Genomic DNA, 21,126 nt, shown 5'->3' with positions numbered 1-21,126 from the left:
AAAACTTCTTACCCTACAGGCGATATATACATGAAAAAAACCTCACTGGCGGGAGCGTGTCTGCTGGCGCTTTCGCTGCTGATGGGGAGCGGGGCGGCGACAGCCAAAACGCCCCCCGATCAGCTCATCATCGGCATGAATATGAATAACCTGCTGAGCCTCGATCCGGCGGCGATGACCGGCAACGAGGTGGTGGGCATCGTGGTGAATCTTTATGATTCGCTGGTCGAACTGGATCCCAATCAGCTGACCAACGTTAAACCGGCGCTGGCGGAGTCCTGGGACATCAGCCCCGACGGTAAAACGCTCACCTTCCATCTGCGCAAAAACGTCAAATTTCACTCCGGCAACCCGCTGACCGCCGACGACGTGGTGTGGTCGATGCGCCGCCTGCTGCACCTCAATCTTGCGCAGGCGTCGGTGTGGAAATCCTACGGCTTCAGCAAGAAAAATATTGATGAACAGGTGAGCGCACCGGATGACCACACCGTGCAAATTCGTCTGCCGAAAGCCAACGATCCGCAGCTGGTCATCTACTCCCTGGGCGCGCTTGGCAATCTCGGCGTGCTGGATCGCAAAACCGTGCAAAGCCACGAAGTGAATAACGACTGGGGCAACCGCTGGCTGACCACCAATGAAGCGGGTTCCGGGCCGTTTTCCCTGGAAACCTGGCAGGCCAAAGACGTACTGCGCATGAAGCGCAACCCGGACTACTGGCGCGAGGCGGCGAAAATGAACCGCGTGGTGCTGCGCCATTTCCAGGAGTCGCAAACCCTGCGCCTGATGATCGCCAAAGGCGATCTGGATATTGCGAATAATATGGCGGTATCGGACATCAACGCGCTGCGTAGCGACCCCGATCTCACCGTTGAAGCGGTACAGAAGGGCACGGTCTATTACGTAGCGATGAGCATGAAAGAGCCGCACTTCGCCAACCCGAAAGTGCGGGAAGCGGTGCGCTATCTGGTGGATTACCAGGGCATTAACAAAGCGCTGATGCCGGGCTACGGCGTGCTGCACCAGCGCCCCATTAAAGCGGGAATGCCGTCCACGCTGCCGGATCCGGGCTATAAGCTTGACGTGGCGCGGGCGAAAAAGCTGCTGGCGGAAGCGGGCTACCCGGACGGCTTTGACACCACCCTGCGCGTGCTGGCCGACCAGCCGTTCCTCAATATCGCCATCGCCGTGCAGTCCACCCTGATGCAGGCGGGCATTAACGCCAAAATCATCACCGGCACCGGCAACCAGATCTACGGCGCCATGCGCGAGCGTAAATTTGATCTGCTGGTCGGGCGCGGCGGCAGCGGCGTCGAGCCGCACCCGCACTCCAGCCTGCGCGCGCTGGTCTATAACCCGGACAACAGCGACGAAGCGCGGCTGACCAATTTCCAGGGCTGGCGCACCGGCTTTTATGACAAAGCGCTGAACGAGATGATCGACAGCGCCCTGCTGGAGCGCGATCCGGAAAAACAAAAGGCGGAGTATCAGGCGATCCAGACCCGTTACGACCAGCTTATTCCCGCCCTGATGCCGATTTCCCAGATGGTGGATTCGGTGGTGGTGCGTAATGAAGTTAAAAACTTCCAGTCGCATCCCTCCGCCACCACGCACCTGCGGGAAGTCTGGAAAGCCCCGTTGAAAAGCGAAGGAGATAAAGGATGAGTACGGCAATTTTAGCGCCCGGCTCCCGCGCCCGGCGCTTCTCAAAACGCCTGACCCAGGTGCTGATCACGCTGTTCGGCCTGCTGCTGCTGACCTTTTTTATTGGCCGCGTGATGCCCATCGATCCAGTGCTGGCGATTGTCGGCCCGGATGCCGACCAGAGCACCTATAACCAGGTCTATCAGCAGCTGGGCTTTGATAAATCGCTGCTGTCGCAGTTTGGCATCTACTTCAGCAATCTGCTGCATGGCGATCTGGGCAATGCGCTGCTGACCGGTAAACCGGTGCTGGATGACATTATCCGCGTCTTCCCGGCCACGCTTGAACTGGCGACCATGGCGATTATCGTCGGCGCGGGTCTTGGCATTCCGCTGGGCGTGCTGGCGGCGGCGCGGCGTAACAGCATTTCCGATTATGTGGTGCGTATTATCAGCCTGGCGGGTTATTCGACGCCGATTTTCTGGGTCGGCATGATGGGGCTGCTGCTGTTCTACGCCTGGCTTGGCTGGGTGGGCGGCGCCGGTCGCATTGACCTGGGGCTGGACGGCATAGTGCCGCGCCGTACCGGGCTGATGACCATAGACGCGCTGCTGGCAGGCAACATGCAGGTGTTCTGGAATGCGCTTAATCATCTGGTGCTGCCCGCCTCGCTGCTCGGCTTTCACTCGCTGGCCTACATCAGCCGTATGACCCGCAGCTTTATGCTGGCGCAGCTCTCCCAGGAGTTCATCATCACTGCGCGGGTGAAAGGCTTAACCGAGCGGCAGGTGATCTGGAACCACGCGTTTCGCAATATCCTCGTGCAGTTGCTGACGGTGGTGGCGCTGGCCTACGGCTCGCTGCTGGAAGGGGCGGTGCTGATCGAAACCGTCTTCTCCTGGCCGGGCTTCGGCTCCTATCTCACCAGCAGCCTGTTGCTGGGTGACATGAATGCGGTGATGGGCTGCGTGTTAGTGGTGGGCGTGATCTTCGTGATGCTCAACCTGCTCTCCGACATGCTGTATCAACTCTTTGATCCGAGGACGAAATCATGACGGTTTATCTGGATCCGCCTGTTGGTGGCAAAGCCAGCGAGCAGGGTGCGCGCGTGAAACGTCTGTTCAGCCGCACCGGAGGCTTTATTGGCAAAATGGCGCGTAATCCGCTCACCGCCATTGGCGGCGGCATTATCTTCCTGCTGCTGGTGGTGGCGACGTTCGCGCCCTGGATCGCCCCTTATCATCCGCTGGTGCAGGATCTGAACAACGCCCTGCAACCGCCGGGGGCGCAGCACTGGTTCGGCACCGACGAGTTTGGCCGCGATATTTTCAGCCGCCTGGTCTATGGCTCGCGCATCACGCTGTACATCGTGTTGCTGGTATCCGTCACCGTTGGCCCGCTGGGTCTGCTGCTCGGCGTCTGCGCCGGTTATTTCGGCGGCAAGGTGGATATGGTCCTGATGCGCGTTACCGATATTTTCATCTCCTTCCCGAGCCTGGTGCTGGCGCTGGCCTTTGTCGCCGCCCTCGGGCCGGGGCTGGAGCATGTGGTGATCGCCATTACGCTCACCGCCTGGCCGCCGATTGCCCGTCTGGCCCGCGCCGAAACCCTGTCGCTGCGACAGGCGGATTTTATCTCGGCGGTGCGTTTGCAGGGCGCCTCGCCGGTGCGCGTACTGTGGCGTCACGTGGTGCCCCTGTGTCTGCCGTCGGTGATCATCCGTATCACCATGAACATGGCGGGCATCATTCTGACCGCCGCCGGTCTGGGATTCCTCGGCCTGGGCGCACAGCCGCCGGAGCCGGAGTGGGGCGCGATGATCTCCAGCGGTCGTACCTACATGATGGAGTGCTGGTGGGTGGTGACTATTCCGGGGCTGGCGATTTTGATCAACAGCCTGGCGTTCAACTTCTTAGGAGATGGCCTACGTGACATCCTCGATCCTCGCAGCGAATAATTCGCCCCTGCTTGACGTGCGCGATCTGCACGTCGATTTTGTCAACGGGCGTACGGTGACCAACGCGGTACGCGGCGTCTCCTTCCAGCTGGGCCGGGAAAAGCTGGCGATTGTCGGCGAGTCCGGCTCCGGTAAATCCACCGTCGGGCGCGCGCTGATGCGTCTGCATCCGGCTAAAGCACGCATTACCGCCGAACGTATGCATTTTGGCGATATCGATCTGCGCAACGTCAGCGAAGCGCAGATGCGCACCGTGCGCGGCAAACGTATTTCGATGATCATGCAGGATCCGAAATACTCCCTCAACCCGGTGGTGTGCGTCGGGGATCAGATCGCCGAAGCCTGGCTGACGCACCATCCGGGGCGCAAAGCCGAGGCGAAAGTGAAAGTGATGGAGATGCTGGATGTGGTACGTATTCGCCAGCCGGAGCGGGTTTACAGCCTTTATCCCCACGAAATCTCCGGCGGTCAGGGGCAGCGCATCATGATCGCCATGATGCTGATCACCGATCCGGAACTGGTGATCGCCGACGAACCCACCTCCGCGCTGGACGTGTCGGTGCGTTTGCAGGTGCTCGGGCTGCTGGACGATCTGGTGGCCTCCCGCGGGCTGGGGCTGATTTTTATCAGCCACGACATCAATCTGGTGCGCAGCTTTTGCGATCGCGTGCTGGTGATGTACGCCGGACGGGTGGTGGAATCCATCGCCGCGAAAGATCTTGATAACGCGCAGCACCCCTACACGCAGGGGTTAATCAACGCGCTGCCGGAAATTCACCATCGCCGCCCGGTGCTGCCGGTTTTGCAGCGCCAGGCCAGCTGGCTTCACGAATAAGGGGCAGATTATGATCGATGTCAGAAACTTAAGTCTGGAGTTCGGCGAGGGCGACAAGCGCAATCAGGTGCTGTTTGACGTTAATTTCAGCGTGCAGCCGGGGGAGATTTACGGTCTGGTGGGGGAGTCGGGATCCGGAAAAACCACGGTACTGAAATGCCTGGCGGGCCTGTTTACCCACTGGCAGGGAGAGCTGGCGATTAACGGCCAGAAGCTCGATCACCGCATCAATCAGCAGCGCTGTCGGCTGGTGCAGATGGTGTTTCAGGATCCCTACGGTTCGCTGCATCCGCGTCACACCATCGGCGATATTCTGGAAGAGCCGCTGCAAATCCACGGCATTCCTGACCGCGACCGGCGTATTAATTCGCTGCTGGATAAGGTCGGGCTGAACCGCGCGTTTCGCGACCGCTATCCGCATCAGCTGTCCGGCGGCCAGCGCCAGCGCGTGGCCATTGCCAGAGCGCTGATCCTTGAACCGCAGGTGCTGTTGCTGGATGAACCCACCTCGGCGCTGGATGTGTCAGTGCAGGCGGAAATTCTCAATCTGCTGGCGGAGCTGCATCAGGAGTCGAAGCTGACCTATCTGATGGTGACGCACGATCTGGGGGTGATCGCCCATCTGTGCCAGAAGGTGGCGGTGATGCAGTACGGTAAGATCCTCGAAACCCTGACGGTGGACGAGCTGGTGAGCGGCGGGGCGAAAACCGACTACACGCAGATGCTGGTCAGCGCCAGCCAGCAGTACAGCCGGGAGATGGCACGGGAGGTGGCGGCGTATTAATGGTTTGCTCATTGCTCCTTGCCCGGCGGCGCTACGCTTGCCGGGCCTACTCGCTATTCGCGCTGTAGGCCGGGTAAGGCGCAGCCGCCACCCGGCATTATCAACGCCATTAACGTAATAACGGGCAATCCGGCGGCAAACGGCACTTCAGTGCGCCGGGCAATACTTCAATGCGGAAACGCTGCCCGCTGAGCGGCTCGCCGTCGAGGTTAAAGGTAATATCGTGCGGGGCGGTCACTTCAAACCACGCCGATTTACCGTCGATAATATTCGGACTGTCTTCCGGCTGGGTGAGGGTGGTGAAGAGCGCCGGCAGCAGTTCCTCGCCGGTAAAAATGCGCAGATGCAGCAGGCCATCGTTAATCAGCGCGTCCGGGCAGAGCTGTTGCCCGCCGCCCGCCTGACGGCCATTGCCGATGCCGATCACCAGCGCATCGCCCTGCCACTGAAAGTTATCGCCTTTGATCTCGCAGCGGTCCGGCTTCAGCGTATCCATGCGCATCAGACCGTGGATCAGATAAGAGACGCCGCCGAGGGCGGCCTTCAGTTTTTCCGGCGTTTCGGTGGTGATCCGCGTACCGAAGCCGCCGGTCGCCATATTGATAAAACAGGTGTCATCATTGACCTGCGCCAGATCCACCGCTACCGCCTTGCCGATAATCGCCAGCTGCAACGCTTTGTCCAGCGACTCGGGGATCGCGGTGCTGGTGGCGAAATCGTTTGCTGTGCCCAGCGGCAGAATACCCAGCGCCGGGGCGTTTTCGCCGCCGTTTTTATACAGCGCCGTCGCCACTTCGTTGATGGTGCCATCGCCGCCGCCGGCGATCACCGTCGCCACGCCAAGCTGCACCGCCTCCCGCACATAGCGCTCCGCATCGCCTTTTTCCCAGGTCACTCTGACCTGAATATCGATGCCTTCATCGCGCAGTAAGGTGATGGCTTCGCGCAGCGTCTCGTCACCGGCGTTTTTGCCATTCAAAATCATCAAACTGGATGTATAGGTGCTCATCCTGCTACCTCGAAAAGAACCAATGAGAAGAGTGTATCTCAGGCGGAAGCAGAGCGCGTAAGAAGAAACTGAAAGGCGGGGAAAAAATAAGCCTGCGTAAGGGAGATTACGCAGGCTAAGGAGGTGGTTCCTGGTACAGCTAGCATTTATGGATTATGTTTTTCAGCAGGCGCGATATTACCCATAAAGAACGAAGCGGTATGTGATCCGATTCTAATCTCCCGAAAAAATAACCCCGCTGAACTAATTACCGTGCGGCGCGCGGGTGTTTTCGCCGTTGAAATTACGCATCAGGAGCGCATACTCCAGCGCCATATCTTCCGGCACCGGCAGCCAGACGGTATAGCCGTCGCCTGGCGCCACCGGCATGGCTTCGCCTTTGCTGTTTTCCATATGCTCCAGCGTGAAATTGACGTTCCCTTTCGGCGTCATCAATTCCAGGCTGTCGCCGACGCTGAATTTGTTTTTCACCTGTACGGCGGCAAGATGGCCGTTGCGCTCGCCGGTAAATTCCCCGACAAACTGCTGGCGCTCGGAAACGGAAAAACCGTATTCGTAATTCTGGTAATCATCATGGGTATGACGACGCAGGAAACCCTCGGTATAGCCGCGGTGCGCCAGGCCTTCCAGCGTGTCCATCAGGCTCTCATCGAACGGCAGCCCGGCGGCGGCGTCATCAATGGCTTTACGGTATACCTGCGCGGTGCGCGCGCAGTAGTAATAGGATTTGGTGCGGCCTTCGATTTTCAGCGAGTGTACGCCCATTTCCGTCAGGCGCGGTACGTGAGCGATCGCCCGCAGATCTTTCGAGTTCATGATGTAGGTGCCGTGCTCGTCTTCGAAGGCGGTCATGTATTCCCCCGGACGTTTGGCTTCCTCGATCATAAATACGCTGTCGGTCGGCGCGCCGATGCCCAGCGTCGGCTCGACGTTTTTCACCGGGATCGGCTCATGCACATGCACGATATTACCCACGTCGTCCTCTTTGCCTTCCTGGACGTTATATTCCCAGCGGCAGGCGTTGGTGCAGGTGCCCTGATTCGGATCGCGTTTGTTGATATAGCCCGACAGCAGGCAACGCCCGGAGTAGGCCATGCACAGCGCGCCGTGGACAAAGATTTCGATTTCCATATCCGGCACCTGGGCGCGGATCTCGGCGATTTCATCCAGCGACAGCTCACGGGATAAAATCACCCGCGTCAGGCCCATGCTTTTCCAGAACTTCACCGTCGCCCAGTTGACGGCGTTCGCCTGCACCGACAGGTGAATATCCATCTGCGGGAAGTGCTCGCGCACCAGCATGATTAACCCCGGATCGGACATAATCAGCGCGTCCGGCCCCATTTCCACCACCGGCGTCAGATCGCGAATAAAGGTTTTCAGCTTCGCGTTGTGCGGCGCAATATTCACCACCACGTAGAATTTTTTACCAAGGGCATGGGCTTCATTGATGCCCAGCTGTAAATTCTCGTGGTTGAATTCGTTATTACGCACGCGCAGGGAGTAGCGCGGCTGGCCCGCGTATACCGCATCGGCACCATAGGCAAAGGCGTAACGCATATTCTTCAGCGTTCCCGCCGGGGAGAGGAGTTCCGGTTTAAACATGATTTTCTCGTTCTGATGACAGGTCAGATCCGCTCACGGGGTGAGACGGTCGGGGAGATCCCTTAATTTTAGGGCGGGAATTGTAGCGCTGTGGGGCGGGGGAGTAAACCGGTGTGTTTCCCCGCCCCGTGAAGGCTCAGGCCACGCGGCACATATCCGCTTCCCAGCGATAGCCGACGCCGTACACCGCGCGGATAAACGACTGCGCTTCGTCCAGCGCCTCCAGCTTGCGGCGCAGATTTTTAATATGGCTGTCGATAGTGCGATCTGTCACCACGCGGTAGTCGTCATACAGGTGGTTCAGCAGCTGCTCGCGGGAGAAGACTTTTCCCGGCTCGCCGGAGAGGGTTTTCAGCAGGCGGAATTCTGCCGGGGTGAGATCCAGCATTTTGCCGTGCCAGCTCGCCTGAAAACGGCCTTCGTCGATGACCAGCGGGCTTTGCGCATCCAGCGTCTGTAATTCACGCTGCGGTTTGCAGCGGCGCAGAATGGTTTTTACCCGCGCCACCACTTCCCGCGGGCTGTAGGGTTTGCAGATATAGTCATCCGCGCCGATTTCCAGCCCCAGCAGACGGTCGATCTCTTCGATGCGGGCGGTGACCATCACAATGGGCAGATCGGAAAAGCGGCGGATCTCGCGGCACAAGGTGAGGCCGTCGGTGCCGGGCAGCATTAGATCCAGCAGCATCAGATCCGGCGGCGACTGGCGCACGTAAGGCAGCACCTGGTCGCCGTGGCCGATCAGTGTCGGCGCGTAGCCCGCAGCTTTAAGGTAATCAATCAGCAACTGGCCGAGCTTCGGCTCGTCTTCGACAATCAGAATGCGTGGGGTGTTTTCGTCTATCGGTAACTCAGTCATACATCTCTCGTTTTGTCGCGTTCCAGCGGTAGTTCAACTGTAATGCTTACCCCACCAAAAGGCGAATGGGCAGCATGAAGGGCGCCGCCGTGGGCTTCGACGATGTTCACGCAGATCGCCAGCCCCAGTCCCGAGCCGCCGCTGGTGCGGTTGCGGGAGCCTTCGGTACGGTAAAAACGTTCAAACAGTCGGGCGAGCTGTTCGTCGGTGACGCCCGGCCCGCTGTCGGCAAAGGTCAGCAGCACCGCGTTGCCCCTGGTGCGGGCGCTGATCAGCAGCTGCCCGCCCGCGTCGGTATAACGCAGGCTGTTTTCCAGCAGATTATTAAACAGCTGCATCAGCCGGTCGCGGTCACCAAACACGGTGGCGGATTCGGTTAACGAGGCGTTGAGGGATAACTGACGGCTGGCGAAGCGTTCACGGAACACACCCGCGGCCATCTCCAGCAGGGTGATGACGTCCACCGGCGCTTTCTGATAGGCCAGCGCGCCTTCGTCGGACATCGACAGCTGGTGCAGATCGTTCACCAGTTTGGTCAGGGTGCCCACTTCCGCCTGCAAAGAGGCCACCGACTCCGGCGTGAACTGGCGCACGCCGTCCTGGATCGCCTCCAGTTCGCCACGCAGCACCGCCAGCGGCGTGCGCAGTTCATGGGAAATATCCGCCATAAAATCCCGCCGCATCTGCTGGTTTTTCTCCAGCGTGCTGGCGAGCTGGTTAAAGTCGTTCGCCAGTTTGCCCAGCTCATCAGGGCTGGTGGGGGTGACGCGGGTGGAGAAATCCCCGGCGGCGAGTTTATGTGTACCTTCCACAAGGCGTTTGACCGGCGCCAGCAGGCCGCGCGCCAGTAAAAAGGTCGCCAGCGCCGCCAGCAGGGTGGCCAGGCCGACGATCAGCCAGCTGGTGCGCCGCTGCTGGCGATCAAAGTTAATGTCGGTATTGCGCGTCAGGCGTTCAACCGGCGAGGCCACCACCCAGCCGACGTTCGCGCCGTTCACCACAATCGCCCGGCGCGTGCCTTCCCGCGGCACCGGCGAGCGCGGGCCGACCAGCACATGTCTGTCCTGATCGACAACCCAGAACTGGGTGCGCCAGCCGTGGGGCGGCATTCCCGGCCCAGGCCGGTCATCGTCGTCATCGTGCTCGAACGAGCGCAGGATCTGGAACACAAAACGGTCATTATTTCGTAAAAAACGCCAGTCGCCGTGCAGCTGATACTGCTCCCCCAGCGCATCGCTCAGCATCTGTAGCCGCTGTTCATTGCCGTTCTTGATGTAGTCGATAAAGCCGCGCTCAAAGCTGACGCGCACTGCCCAGTGCATGCTGATCAGCAGCACAATACAGGTGGCGAAAATCGCGAGGAACAGTTTGCCGGTAATACCCGGCCGCCACAGTTTCATTGTTATCTCCTTTTGCGCCGGGCAATCAGTACATTTTTACTGGCGTCGTTGGGTACGCGGGCAAACACCAGCGCGGGCAGGGCGATGATCGCCGCCATGCACAGCCAGGTATAGATAAAGACGTGATGCGCCACGCCGCTGTCCGCCGTCAGATGGTGCTGACCGAACAGGCCGAGCAGCAGCCCGGCCACGGAAACCCCGATGCTCATCGACAGCTGCATCACCATCGACAGCAGGCTGTTGCCGCTGCTCGCCAGCTCGTCGGGCAGATCTTTCAGCGTCAGGGTATTCATCGACGAGAAGCGCATCGAGTTGATCATGCCCTGCATAAACAGCACCACCGGCAGCAGATAATACCAGCCGAGCAGCGCGGTGGTCATAAACAGCAGGCTGACCAGCGCCAGCCCGAGCGTGCTGCCCACCAGCACCCGGCGATAACCGAAACGGTTGACCACCTGCACCACAATCCGCTTCATGCCCATGCTGCCGAGCACCATCGGGATCATCATCAGCCCGGCGTGAAACGGCGAAAAACCGAGGCCAATCTGCAAAAACACCGGCGTCATAAAGGGCAACATGCCGCTGCCGATGCGTCCGGCGAAGCTGCCGAGCAGGCCGAGGGAAAAACTGCGGGTGCGAAACAGCGTTAACCGGAACAGCGCGCGCTCATTGTTTCTGGCGTGACGCAGATAGAGCAGCAGCGCCACCACGCCTGCCGCCACCAGCAGGATCGGCAACAGCGGAGACTGTCCGTCTGCTTTTTGTCCGTCCAGCGCCAGCGTCAGCGCCGCCATGCCCAGCGCCAGCAGCACAAACCCCCACATATCGAAACGGCGGGTTTGCAGGGTGTAGTTCGGCATCAGCCACAGCGTGGCGATGGCGCCGAGAATGCCCACCGGCAGATTAATCAAAAAGATCCAGTGCCAGGAGGCATACTCCACCAGCACGCCGCCGAGCGCCGGGCCTAACAGCGGCCCCACCTGGCCGGGCAGGGTGACGAAGGTCATCGCCGCCATATACTGCGCGCGGGGCACGATTTTCATCACCGTCAGCCGTCCGACCGGCACCATCATCGCCCCGCCGACGCCCTGTAATACGCGGGCCATTACCAGCTCATCCAGGGTGGCGGCGCGGGCGCAGAACAGTGAGCCAAGCGTGAACAGCACGATGGCGCTGAAAAAAACATTACGCACGCCAACTTTATCCGCCAGCCAGCCGCTGGCGGGTAGCATCACCGCCACCGTCAGCACATAGGCGACGATCACCATATGCATATGCAGCGGACTCTCCCCGAGGCTTTGCGCCATCGAGGGGAGGGCGGTATTCACAATGGTGGTATCCAGCGCCTGCATGAAAAAGCCCACGGCGACGATCCACAATTGCCAGCGTACGTTCCTGGACAGGTCGGTCATTTACTCACTTATCAGCTGTTGGTTTTTACGCGTAAAGCGCAGCCGCAGACGATCAAAGAACAGATACACCACCGGTGTGGTGTACAGCGTCAGCAGCTGGCTCATCACCAGCCCGCCGACGATGGTGATGCCCAGCGGCTGGCGCAGTTCCGAACCATCCCCGGCGGAGATCACCAGCGGCAGCGCGCCAAACAGCGCCGCCAGGGTGGTCATCATGATCGGCCGAAAACGCAGCAGACAGGCCTGGAAAATGGCTTCGTCCGGCGTCATATTGCCATTACGTTGCGCCTCAAGGGCGAAATCCACCATCATGATGGCGTTTTTCTTCACGATACCAATCAGCAGCATAATGCCAATCAGCGCGATCAGGCTGAAGGGCGCGCCGAACAGCTCCAGCGCCAGCAGCGCCCCGACGCCAGCGGACGGCAGCGTCGACAAAATCGTCAGCGGATGAATATAGCTCTCATACAGCACCCCCAGCACGATATACACGGTGGCAATGGCCGCAAGGATCAGGATCACCTGCGAGCTCATGGTGTCCTGGAACACCTGCGCCGTTCCCGCAAAACTGCCGCGCACCGAGGAGGGCACGCCGAGCTGCGTCATGGCGCGATTAATGGCGTCGCTCGCTTCCGACAGCGACACGCCGGTGGGCAGGTTAAAGGCGATGGTTGACGCCGCCGACAGTCCCTGATGGTTCACCGACAGCGGCGCATTGGCGGGCTGCCATTTCGCAAAATAGGACAGCGGAATGGCTTTGCCGTCGTTGTTAATCACAAACATTTTATCCAGCGCGCTGATGTCCTGGGTGTAGCGGGGATCGACTTCCATCACCACTTTATACTGGTTCAGCGGCTGATAAATGGTGGAGACCTGCCGCTGGCCGAAGGCGTTATTCAGCAGGCTGTTGGCGGCCTGCACGCTGATGCCGAGGCGTGACATGGTTTCGCGATCGTAGATCAGATTCATTTCCGCGCCGTTGTCCTGCTGATCCGAATTCACGTCCGCCAGCTGCGGCAGCGCCGCCAGCGCTTTACGGATCTTCGGCTCCCACTCGCGCAGGGCGCTTAAATCATCCGACAGCAGGGCGTACTGATAGCTGGCGTTGGACTGGCGTCCGCCGACGCGAATATCCTGCACCGCCATCAAAAACAGATTCGCTCCCGGCTCTTTCGCCAGCTTCACGCGCAAACGGTCGATGATCTGCTGGGCGCTTTCATGGCGCTCATCGCGGGATTTGAGGGTGATAAACATCATGCCGCTGTTCACCCGCGAACCGCCGGTAAAGCCGGTGACGTTATCCACCGCCGGATCGTCACGGATGATCTTCATGAAATCCTCCAGCTTGCCGCGCATTGCCTGGAAGGAAATGCTCTGGTCCGCCTGAATGCCGCCCATCAGCACGCCGGTATCCTGCTCCGGGAAGAAGGTTTTCGGGATCGAGATATAGAGCCAGACGTTGAGCACGATAGTGCCGAGCAGCACCGCGCCCACCAGCCGGGTGTGCCTGAGCACCCATTTCAGCGAACGGCCATAACCCTGCTGCATGGCTACCAGCAGGCGACCAAAACCCCGCTCGCGCGGGCGGCTGCGCGGTTTCGCGCTTTTCAGCAACCAGCCGCACATCATCGGCGTCAGGGTCAGCGATACCGCCAGCGAAATCCCGATCGCCACCGACAGCGTCACGGCGAACTCGCGCAGCAGACGGCCCGGCAGCCCGTCCATCAGCAGCAGCGGCAGGAACACCGCCACCAGCGACAGGCTCATCGAGAGCACGGTAAAGCCCACTTCCCGCGTGCCCTGAAGCGCTGCCTGCAACGGCTTCATGCCCGCTTCCAGATGGCGGGAGATATTTTCCAGCACCACAATGGCGTCATCCACCACAAAACCGGTGGCGATGGTCAGCGCCATCAGCGACAGGTTGTTAAGGCTGAATCCGCACAGATACATGGCGGCGAAGGTACCGATCAGCGATACCGGCACCGCCACCGCCGGGATCAGCGTTGCGCGACCGGATCGCAGGAACAGGAACACCACGAGGATCACCAGCGCCACGGAGATAATCAGCGTCTGTTCCACTTCCTCCAGCGAGGCGCGAATGGTCGGCGAGCGATCCTGGGCGATCTGTAAATCAATGGCGGCGGGAATGCTTTTCTGCATCTCCGGCAGCTGCGCGCGGATGCTGTCGACGGTCTGGATAATATTGGCTTCCGGCAGCTTGCGGATCATCAGCAAAATCGCCGGTTTGGCGTTGGTCATCCCGGCGTTGCGCACGTTCTCCACCGAGTCGGTGACGCTGGCGACATCGCCGAGCCGTACCGCCGCGCCATTGTTGTAATGGACGATCAGCGGCTGGTATTCCGCCGCCGTTTTCAGCTCATCGTTGGTCTGCAACTGCCAGCGGTGGGTGCCGTCTTCCACTGCCCCCTGCGGACGGCGTACGTTGGCATCGCTGATGGCGCTGCGCACATCATCCAGCGATACGCCCTGATTAAACAGCGCCTGCGGATTGAGGCCGACGCGCACCGCGGGCAGCGAGCTGCCGCCGACGTCGACATCCCCCACGCCTTCGATCTGCGCAATATTCTGCGCCAGCTGGGTGGAGGCGAAATCGTAAAGCTGCCCCTGCGACCAGGTGTCCGAGGTCAGCGTCAGGATCATGATAGGCGCGTCGGACGGGTTGGCTTTGCGGTAGGTGGGACGGCTTGGCATTCCGCTCGGCAGCAGACTCTGCGCGGCGTTGATCGCCGCCTGCACATCCCGCGCCGCGCCGTTGATGTCGCGGTCAAATTTGAATTCCAGAATGATGCGCGTGCTGCCCAGCGAACTGGAGGAGGTCATCTCGTTGACCCCGGCAATGCGGCCCAGCGCCCGCTCCAGCGGCGTCGCCACCGACGACGCCATGGTTTCCGGCGACGCGCCCGGCAGCGAGGCGCTGACCATGATCACCGGATAATCCACCTGCGGCAGCGGCGCGACCGGCAGCATACGGAAACCGAGAATGCCGCACAGGGTGATGGCCAGCGAAATCAGAATGGTGGCCACCGGACGATAAATGAAGAGGGCGAAAAACTTCACTTACGCCTCCTCATTACGCGCCGGGAAACGGCGGCGCAGCGACAGCGCCAGCCGGTCGAACAGCAGGTAAATCACCGGTGTGGTAAAGAGCGTCAGCACCTGGCTCACCAGCAGACCGCCCACCATACCGATACCGAGCGGACGACGCAGCTCCGCGCCGACGCCAGTACTGAGCATCAGCGGCAGCGCGCCGAGCAGGGCGGCGAGGGTGGTCATCAGGATCGGCCGGAAACGCAGCAGGCAGGCCTGATAGATCGCCTCCCGTGGGGTCATGCCCTGTTCGCGCTCGGCGGCCAGCGCAAAGTCGATCATCATGATGGCGTTTTTCTTGACGATACCGATCAGCAAAATGATGCCGATAATGGCGATCACATCCAGTTCCGCCCCTGCCAGCATCAGCGCCATCAGCGCACCAACGCCTGCCGTGGGCAGCGTGGAGAGAATAGTGATCGGATGGATAAAGCTTTCGTACAGCACGCCGAGCACGATGTACATCGCCACCACCGCTGCGACGATCAGCCACACCGTACTGCCGAGGGCATCCTGGAAGGCCAGCGTACTGCCCTGGAACTGGGTGGTGATATCCGTCGGGAAGCTAATGGTTTTTTCCGTGTCCAGAATCGACTGCACCGCTTCGCCCAGCGAATAGCCGTCCTGCACGTTAAAGGAGATGGTGGTGGACGGGAACTGGTCGAGATGGTTGATCGACAGCGGGGTAAAGCGCTGTTCCACTTTCGCAATGGCGCTGAGCGGCACCACGCCGCCGTCGCTCCCCGTCAGCCGTACCGTGTCCAGCGCCGCCAGCCCTGGCGTTTGGGTGGTGTCGTGCTCCAGCACCACGCGGTACTGATTCGCCTGGGTGTAGATGGTGGAGATCAGCCGCTGCCCGAAGGCGTTATACAGGGCGTTATCCACATCCGCCATGCTGATGCCCAGGCGGCTGGCGCTGTCGCGATCGACGTTGATATAAGCCGCAAGGCCTTTGTCCTGCCAGTCGCTGCTCACATCCGCCAGCTGCGGCTGCGTTTGCAGCTTGCTCATCAGCTGCGGCACCCAGGTGCTGAGCGCCTCCAGCGACGTTGCCTGCAACGTAAACTGATACTGCGTGCGGCTGACGGTGGTGTCGATAGTCAGATCCTGGGTCGGTTGCAGGTAGAGCGCCACGCCGGGCACTTTTGCCACCGCGTTTTGCAGCCGCTCGATCACCTCCGGCACGCGGTCGTCGCGATCGTCCAGCGGTTTAAGGTTGATTTGCAGGCGTGAACTGTTCAGCGACGGGTTAGTGCCGTCAACGCCGACAAAGGCCGTCAGGCTTTCCACCGCCGGATCCTTCAACACAATATCGCTCACCTGGCGCTGGCGTTCGGCCATGCTGGCAAAGGACGCCGACTGCGGCGCCTGTAAGGTGCCCTGAATAATGCCATTATCCTGCACCGGGAAGAAGCCTTTCGGGATCATCACCCACAGCAACACCGACAGCAGCAGGGTGGCGAAGGTCACGCCCAGCGTCAGCCACGGATGGTTGAGCACTTTCGCCAGCCCGCGCCCGTAAGCGGCGATCACCCGTTCAAAAAAGCGCTCCGATGCGCGGGAGAAGCGGTTCTGCTTGCGCAGCGATTCGGCGCTCAACATGCGCGCGCACATCATCGGCGTCAGCGTCAGCGACACCACGGCGGAAATCAGAATCGCCACCGCCAGGGTGACGGCAAACTCGCGGAACAGCCGCCCGACGATGTCCCCCATAAACAGCAGCGGGATCAGCACCGCAATCAGCGACAGGGTTAAGGAGATGATGGTAAAGCCGATCTCCCCCGCGCCTTTCAGCGCCGCCGCCAGCGGCTTTTCGCCTTTTTCGATATAGCGGGAGATGTTTTCGATCACCACAATGGCGTCATCCACCACAAAGCCGGTGGCGATGGTCAGCGCCATCAGCGTCAGGTTATTGATGGAAAAATCGAGGAACACCATTACCGCAAAAGTGCCGATTAATGACAGCGGCACCGCGACGCCGGGAATAATGGTCGCCGGGACGTTACGCAAAAACAGATAGATGATCATCACCACCAGCGCGATGGCCAGCATCAGCTCAAACTGGGTGTCAGACACCGAGGCGCGAATATTGGTGGTGCGATCGGAAAGGACTTTTACCTCAACGGATTTCGGCAGGCTGGCGGTTAACTGCGGCAGCATGGCACGGATGCTGTCGGCGGTATCAAGAATATTGGCCCCCGGCTGGCGTTGCACGTTCATGACAATCGCCTGCTCTTTGTTGGCCCATGCGCCCAGCCAGCGGTTTTCCGCTCCCTGTTCGATGGTGGCGACGTCACCCAGGCGGATCGGCGCACCGTTCTGGTACGCGACAATCAGCTTACGGTACTCTTCGGCGGACTGCATCTGGTCGTTGGCTGACAGCGTCACTGCCCGCGTCGGGCCGTCGAGGCTGCCTTTGGCGGAGTTAACGTTAGCGCTGGTGATGGCGGTGCGAATGGTTTCGCTGGTCAGGCCGAGGGAAGCAATGGCCTGGGCGTTAAGTTTTACCCGCACCGCAGGACGCTGCCCGCCGGATAAGGTCACCAGACCGACGCCTGCCACCTGGGAAATTTTCTGCGCGACACGGGTTTCCACCATGTCTTCCACCTGCGTCATCGGCATGGCGCTGGAGGTTACGGCCAGCGTCATGATCGGCGGATCCGCAGGGTTCACTTTGTTATAGACCGGCGGGTTCGGCAGGTCCGACGGCAGCAGGTTAGTGGCGGCGTTGATCGCGGCCTGCACCTCCTGCTCGGCGACGTCCAGCGGCAGCGAAAGCTGGAACTGTAACGTCACCACCGACGCGCCGCCGGAGCTTTGCGACGACATCTGTTTTAAGCCGGACATCTGCCCGAACTGGCGCTCAAGGGGCGCGGTCACCGCAGAGGTCATCACATCCGGACTGGCGCCGGGGTAGAGGGTGACGACCTGAATGGTCGGGTAATCCACCTCCGGCAGGGCGGAAACGGGAAGAAACCGATAGCCGATGATCCCGGCGAGTAAAATCGCCACCATCAACAGCGTGGTGGCGACCGGACGTAAAATAAACAGACGGGACGGGCCGCCGGTGCGGCTGGGCGGTAACACCTGCATCAGGATTTCGCTCCTTTAGCGGTGCTTTTTGCCGGTGCGGCGCTGGCGTCGTGCGCGTCCACCACTTCCACTTTCGCCCCTTCGGTCAGACGGTCGATACCGTCGGTGACCACGCGATCCCCGGCGGAAAGCCCGGCGGCGATCACCACTTTCTGGCTGTCCTGAATGCCCGGCGTGACGGTGTGTTTGCTGACGGTGTTCTGATCGTTCAGCACCCAGACGAAATTGCCCTCGTTACCCATTTGCAGGGCGGCAGCCGGGATCACCACCGCGTCCTGTTCGGTATCCACCAGCATGCGCGCATTGACGAACTGGTTGGGGAACAGGGCGTCGTCCTGATTCTCAAAGCGGGCTTTAAGTTTGATGGTGCCGGTGGTGGCGTCGATCTGGTTATCCAGACTCAACAGGGTGCCGGTGCTCAGCTTCTGCTTGTTGGTGCGGTCCCAGGCTTCGACGCTCAGCGTCTGCCCGGCGTTGCGCGCTTTCACAATAGTGGCGATGTCGTTTTCCGGCAGGGTGAAGATCAGATCGATGGGGTGCGTCTGGGTGATCACCACAATACCGGTGGTATCACCGCTGGAAATCTGGTTGCCGACATCCACCTGTTTTAAGCCAACGCGACCGTCTATCGGCGCGGTGATGCGGCTCCAGTCCAGCTGTAACTGCGCGCTGGCGACGGCGGCTTCATCGGCCTTGATGGTGCCTTCGCTTTCGCTGACCAGCGCCTGCTGGGCATCCAGCTCCTGACGGGACACCAGATTAGTTTTCACCAGCTGCTGATAGCGGGCCAGATCGCGGCGGGCGTTTGCCAGCGTCGCTTTATCGCGGGCCAGTTGCCCCTGGGCCTGGGCAAGGGCGACCTTAAACTGGCTGGGATCGATTTCGGCGAGCAGATCGCCTTTTTTCACCTGCTGGCCTTCCTGGAAATGCACTGCCAGCAATTGACCGTCGACACGGCTGCGCACGGTAACGGTATTCGCGGCCGTAATGGTGCCAAGACCGCTCAGATAACGGGGCACGGCCTCGCGGGTGGCGGTGGCCGCCTGTACCGGCGCAAGTGAAGGGCCGCGCATGCCCGCGCCGTGACGTCCGGCTCCGGCCTGGCGCTGCTGTCCGGCGGGGGCGGCAGAATGAGCGTGCCAGTACCAGGCAGCGGCAAGGGCGGCGATGACCAGTCCTGCGAGAAGCATCCAGCGGGTATTATTACGGCCTTTCATCGTTATTCGTATCTCTTCCTGAAACATTAAGCAGAATGATACTAGTTTAGTAATGCCAGGCCGCAGAAAAATGGAGGAAATATGAAACACTGTGTGGATTTGTCCGAATGACAAGGGGCGGACGCTCTGCCTGCGACTGTTATAAAAATGTAATAAATAGTTTATAGACTGCTCAGCATTGTTATTTTCCCGTCCTCTGGTAACAGGAAGTCATTATGAGCAGGCCATTAAAATCCGTCTTCAAACAAGAACACAGTGAAGAGATCAGCAACACCAGCGCCAACCCGGTATTTTCGGACGTCAAGGACGTCTTTCTGTCACGCCGTCGCTTTTTGCAGATGGGGGCGGTCGCGGGCGCGGCGGTGTCTTTCCCGGCGCTGATGCGCGCGGAAAGCGCTTTTGCGGCCATGACGCAGCCGACGGCGCTGGCGAAAGCGGTGTCGCTGGGCTTTACCAGCATTCCTGTTTCCACTGCGGACACCGTAACGGTGCCGGAAGGCTACATCGCACGTCCATTCTATCGCTGGGGCGACGCCACCGGCATCAAAGGCATGATGCCGGAATTCAAATTCGACGCCAGCAACACCACTGAAGAACAGGCGGCGCAGGCGGGTATGCACCATGACGGCATGGCCTGGTTCAGCCTGCCGCGCGGTGAAGATAATGCCGCCCACGGCCTGCTGGCGATGAACCACGAATACATCGATAACGGCATGCTGTTTAAAGACGGCACCGCAGACTGGAACGCCGATAAAGTCCGTAAAGGGCAGAACGCCATGGGCGTGTCGGTGATCGAGGTGAAAAAGAGCGGCAGCGACTGGCAGGTGGTGCGCCCGTCAAACTATGCCCGCCGTATCACCGTTAATACGCCGATGGAGCTGTCCGGCCCGGCGCGTCATCACATGCTGATGAAAACCGCCGCCGATCCGCAGGGCGAGCGCGTGCTCGGCACCATGCAGAACTGCGCCAACGGCCATACGCCCTGGGGCACCTATCTCACCTGTGAAGAAAACTGGTCAGATATTTTTGTTAAACAAGCCGACCGCAACGCGCTGGAAAAACGTTATGGCATCGCCGACAGCGACGAGTCCTACCGCTGGAGCGAAGTGGACGAACGCTTTAACGTCGATAAAACCCCAAACGAACCGAACCGCTTTGGCTGGGTGGTTGAAATCGACCCGTACAATCCGACCTCCACGCCGCGCAAACACACCGCGCTGGGGCGCTTCAAGCACGAAGGCGCAGCGGTGACGCTGGCGGCGGACAAACGCGTCGTGGTCTATATGGGCGACGATCAGAAGTTCGAGTACATCTATAAATTTGTCTCGGATAAAAAATATGATGCGGGCAACCGTGACGCCAGCATGCAATTGCTGGAGTCAGGCACGCTCTATGTCGCGCGCTTTAATGAAGATGGCACCGGCGACTGGCTGCCGCTGGTCTTCGGACAGAACGGGCTGGATCAAAGCAAGGGCTTTGAAAGCCAGGGCGATGTGCTGATCAAAACCCGTCTGGCGGCGGACGCGGTGGGCGCGACGAAAATGGATCGCCCGGAGTGGATCGCCGTCGATCCTCACGCTGCCGGCAGCGTTTATTGCACGCTCACCAATAACAGCGATCGCGGCAAAGAGGGCAAAGCGCCGGTGGATGCGGCGAACCCGCGCGCCAATAACGTGTATGGACATATTATGCACTGGAGCGAAGATAACGCCGATCCGGCAGCGGCGCGCTTTAAATGGGATATTCTGGTGCTCGCCGGGCGTAACGATGGCGATAAGCCGGACGCGAAAGGCAATATGCAGGGCGCGGCCTTCGGCAGCCCGGACGGCCTGTCATTCGACCATCAGGGCGTGCTGTGGATCCAGACGGACGTCTCCTCCAGCACCATCAACCAGAAAGCTTACGAGGGGATGGGCAATAACCAGATGCTGGCGACCATTCCCGGCACCAATGATTATCGCCGTTTCCTGACCGGGCCGCGCGGCTGTGAGATCACCGGCATCGCTTTTACGCCGGACAACCGCACGCTGTTTATTAATATTCAGCATCCGGGAGAAGGCGGAGATGATGTTACCGATCCGGCGAATCCGCGCGCGGTGTCGAACTGGCCGGATAACCGGCCGGATGGGCGCCCGCGCTCGTCAACGGTGGTGATCACCAAAGCGGACGGCGGAGTGATTGGATCCTGAGTGGGTTTGTGCCGGGT

At 60.2% G+C, this 21,126-nt stretch carries 14 protein-coding genes; 6 read left to right on the top strand and 8 right to left on the bottom strand.

Annotated features, from left to right (window positions below; genetic code table 11):
• Positions 1–30: 30 nt before the first annotated feature.
• Genes BMF08_RS19020 through BMF08_RS19000 form a run of 5 tightly spaced genes read left to right on the top strand, consistent with a single transcriptional unit; the run spans position 31 to position 5,217 of the window.
• Positions 31–1,662 carry an ABC transporter substrate-binding protein gene (locus BMF08_RS19020; protein WP_072569078.1) on the top strand — a complete coding sequence of 544 codons (1,632 nt, stop codon included), beginning with the start codon at positions 31–33 and terminating at the stop codon, positions 1,660–1,662.
• A complete protein-coding gene (locus BMF08_RS19015) occupies positions 1,659–2,696 on the top strand; it encodes an ABC transporter permease (protein WP_072569077.1) in 1,038 nt (345 codons plus the stop codon). The genes BMF08_RS19020 and BMF08_RS19015 overlap by 4 nt, the downstream gene beginning before the upstream one ends.
• Positions 2,693–3,598: an ABC transporter permease gene (locus tag BMF08_RS19010; protein WP_072569076.1), complete on the top strand. Its 906-nt coding sequence runs from the start codon at positions 2,693–2,695 to the stop codon at positions 3,596–3,598. Before BMF08_RS19015 ends, BMF08_RS19010 begins: the two co-directional genes overlap by 4 nt.
• Positions 3,570–4,433 (top strand): ABC transporter ATP-binding protein, encoded by an 864-nt coding sequence (locus BMF08_RS19005; RefSeq protein WP_072569485.1) that lies wholly within the window; start codon positions 3,570–3,572, stop codon positions 4,431–4,433. The genes BMF08_RS19010 and BMF08_RS19005 overlap by 29 nt, the downstream gene beginning before the upstream one ends.
• Before the next feature lie 10 nt (positions 4,434–4,443).
• Entirely contained in the window at positions 4,444–5,217 is a 774-nt protein-coding gene (locus tag BMF08_RS19000; protein WP_072569075.1) for an ABC transporter ATP-binding protein, read from the top strand.
• A 109-nt stretch (positions 5,218–5,326) separates the two neighbouring features.
• Here BMF08_RS19000 and yegS read toward each other — a convergent pair whose 3' ends face one another.
• From yegS to BMF08_RS18960, 8 genes are all read right to left on the bottom strand, one after another.
• Positions 5,327–6,226, bottom strand: coding sequence for a lipid kinase YegS (gene yegS, locus BMF08_RS18995; protein WP_072569074.1), 900 nt, complete (start codon positions 6,224–6,226; stop codon positions 5,327–5,329).
• A gap of 243 nt (positions 6,227–6,469) precedes the next feature.
• Positions 6,470–7,831 (bottom strand): prephenate-dependent tRNA uridine(34) hydroxylase TrhP, encoded by a 1,362-nt coding sequence (gene trhP / locus BMF08_RS18990; protein WP_072569073.1) that lies wholly within the window; start codon positions 7,829–7,831, stop codon positions 6,470–6,472.
• A 136-nt stretch (positions 7,832–7,967) separates the two neighbouring features.
• The gene (gene baeR, locus BMF08_RS18985) at positions 7,968–8,690 is read right to left on the bottom strand and encodes a two-component system response regulator BaeR (RefSeq protein WP_072569072.1); all 723 of its coding nucleotides are present in this window, start codon (positions 8,688–8,690) and stop codon (positions 7,968–7,970) included.
• Positions 8,687–10,090, bottom strand: coding sequence for a two-component system sensor histidine kinase BaeS (gene baeS / locus BMF08_RS18980; RefSeq protein WP_072569071.1), 1,404 nt, complete (start codon positions 10,088–10,090; stop codon positions 8,687–8,689). Before baeS ends, baeR begins: the two co-directional genes overlap by 4 nt.
• Before the next feature lie 2 nt (positions 10,091–10,092).
• Positions 10,093–11,502 (bottom strand): MFS transporter, encoded by a 1,410-nt coding sequence (locus BMF08_RS18975; protein ID WP_072569070.1) that lies wholly within the window; start codon positions 11,500–11,502, stop codon positions 10,093–10,095.
• Positions 11,503–14,580 carry a multidrug efflux RND transporter permease subunit MdtC gene (mdtC, locus tag BMF08_RS18970; protein ID WP_072569069.1) on the bottom strand — a complete coding sequence of 1,026 codons (3,078 nt, stop codon included), beginning with the start codon at positions 14,578–14,580 and terminating at the stop codon, positions 11,503–11,505.
• Complete coding sequence (locus BMF08_RS18965) at positions 14,581–17,703, bottom strand: MdtB/MuxB family multidrug efflux RND transporter permease subunit (protein WP_072569068.1); 3,123 nt, start codon at positions 17,701–17,703, stop codon at positions 14,581–14,583.
• The gene (locus BMF08_RS18960; protein WP_158684901.1) at positions 17,703–18,920 is read right to left on the bottom strand and encodes an MdtA/MuxA family multidrug efflux RND transporter periplasmic adaptor subunit; all 1,218 of its coding nucleotides are present in this window, start codon (positions 18,918–18,920) and stop codon (positions 17,703–17,705) included. Before BMF08_RS18960 ends, BMF08_RS18965 begins: the two co-directional genes overlap by 1 nt.
• A 215-nt stretch (positions 18,921–19,135) precedes the next feature.
• Between BMF08_RS18960 and BMF08_RS18955 the strand changes: the two genes are divergently transcribed.
• Positions 19,136–21,109, top strand: a complete 1,974-nt coding sequence (locus BMF08_RS18955; protein WP_072569067.1) for a PhoX family protein — start codon at positions 19,136–19,138, stop codon at positions 21,107–21,109.
• Positions 21,110–21,126 lie beyond the last annotated feature (17 nt).

Origin of the sequence: Enterobacter sp. SA187 (assembly GCF_001888805.2) — a bacterium.
In the GTDB taxonomy this organism is placed as follows: domain Bacteria; phylum Pseudomonadota; class Gammaproteobacteria; order Enterobacterales; family Enterobacteriaceae; genus Enterobacter_D.
The sequence above is the reverse complement of the archived record's forward strand: the minus strand, read 5'-3'. Positions and strand labels throughout refer to the sequence as shown.

What these genes read in the sequence shown, in the direction of transcription:
- BMF08_RS19020 (WP_072569078.1), top strand. Translation starts at nt 31, where the DNA reads ATGAAAAAAACCTCACTGGCGGGAGCGTGTCTGCTGGCGCTTTCGCTG.
- BMF08_RS19015 (WP_072569077.1), top strand. Translation starts at nt 1,659, where the DNA reads ATGAGTACGGCAATTTTAGCGCCCGGCTCCCGCGCCCGGCGCTTCTCA.
- BMF08_RS19010 (WP_072569076.1), top strand. Translation starts at nt 2,693, where the DNA reads ATGACGGTTTATCTGGATCCGCCTGTTGGTGGCAAAGCCAGCGAGCAG.
- BMF08_RS19000 (WP_072569075.1), top strand. Translation starts at nt 4,444, where the DNA reads ATGATCGATGTCAGAAACTTAAGTCTGGAGTTCGGCGAGGGCGACAAG.
- yegS (WP_072569074.1), bottom strand. Translation starts at nt 6,226, where the DNA reads ATGAGCACCTATACATCCAGTTTGATGATTTTGAATGGCAAAAACGCC.
- trhP (WP_072569073.1), bottom strand. Translation starts at nt 7,831, where the DNA reads ATGTTTAAACCGGAACTCCTCTCCCCGGCGGGAACGCTGAAGAATATG.
- baeR (WP_072569072.1), bottom strand. Translation starts at nt 8,690, where the DNA reads ATGACTGAGTTACCGATAGACGAAAACACCCCACGCATTCTGATTGTC.
- baeS (WP_072569071.1), bottom strand. Translation starts at nt 10,090, where the DNA reads ATGAAACTGTGGCGGCCGGGTATTACCGGCAAACTGTTCCTCGCGATT.
- BMF08_RS18975 (WP_072569070.1), bottom strand. Translation starts at nt 11,502, where the DNA reads ATGACCGACCTGTCCAGGAACGTACGCTGGCAATTGTGGATCGTCGCC.
- BMF08_RS18965 (WP_072569068.1), bottom strand. Translation starts at nt 17,703, where the DNA reads ATGCAGGTGTTACCGCCCAGCCGCACCGGCGGCCCGTCCCGTCTGTTT.
- BMF08_RS18960 (WP_158684901.1), bottom strand. Translation starts at nt 18,920, where the DNA reads ATGAAAGGCCGTAATAATACCCGCTGGATGCTTCTCGCAGGACTGGTC.
- BMF08_RS18955 (WP_072569067.1), top strand. Translation starts at nt 19,136, where the DNA reads ATGAGCAGGCCATTAAAATCCGTCTTCAAACAAGAACACAGTGAAGAG.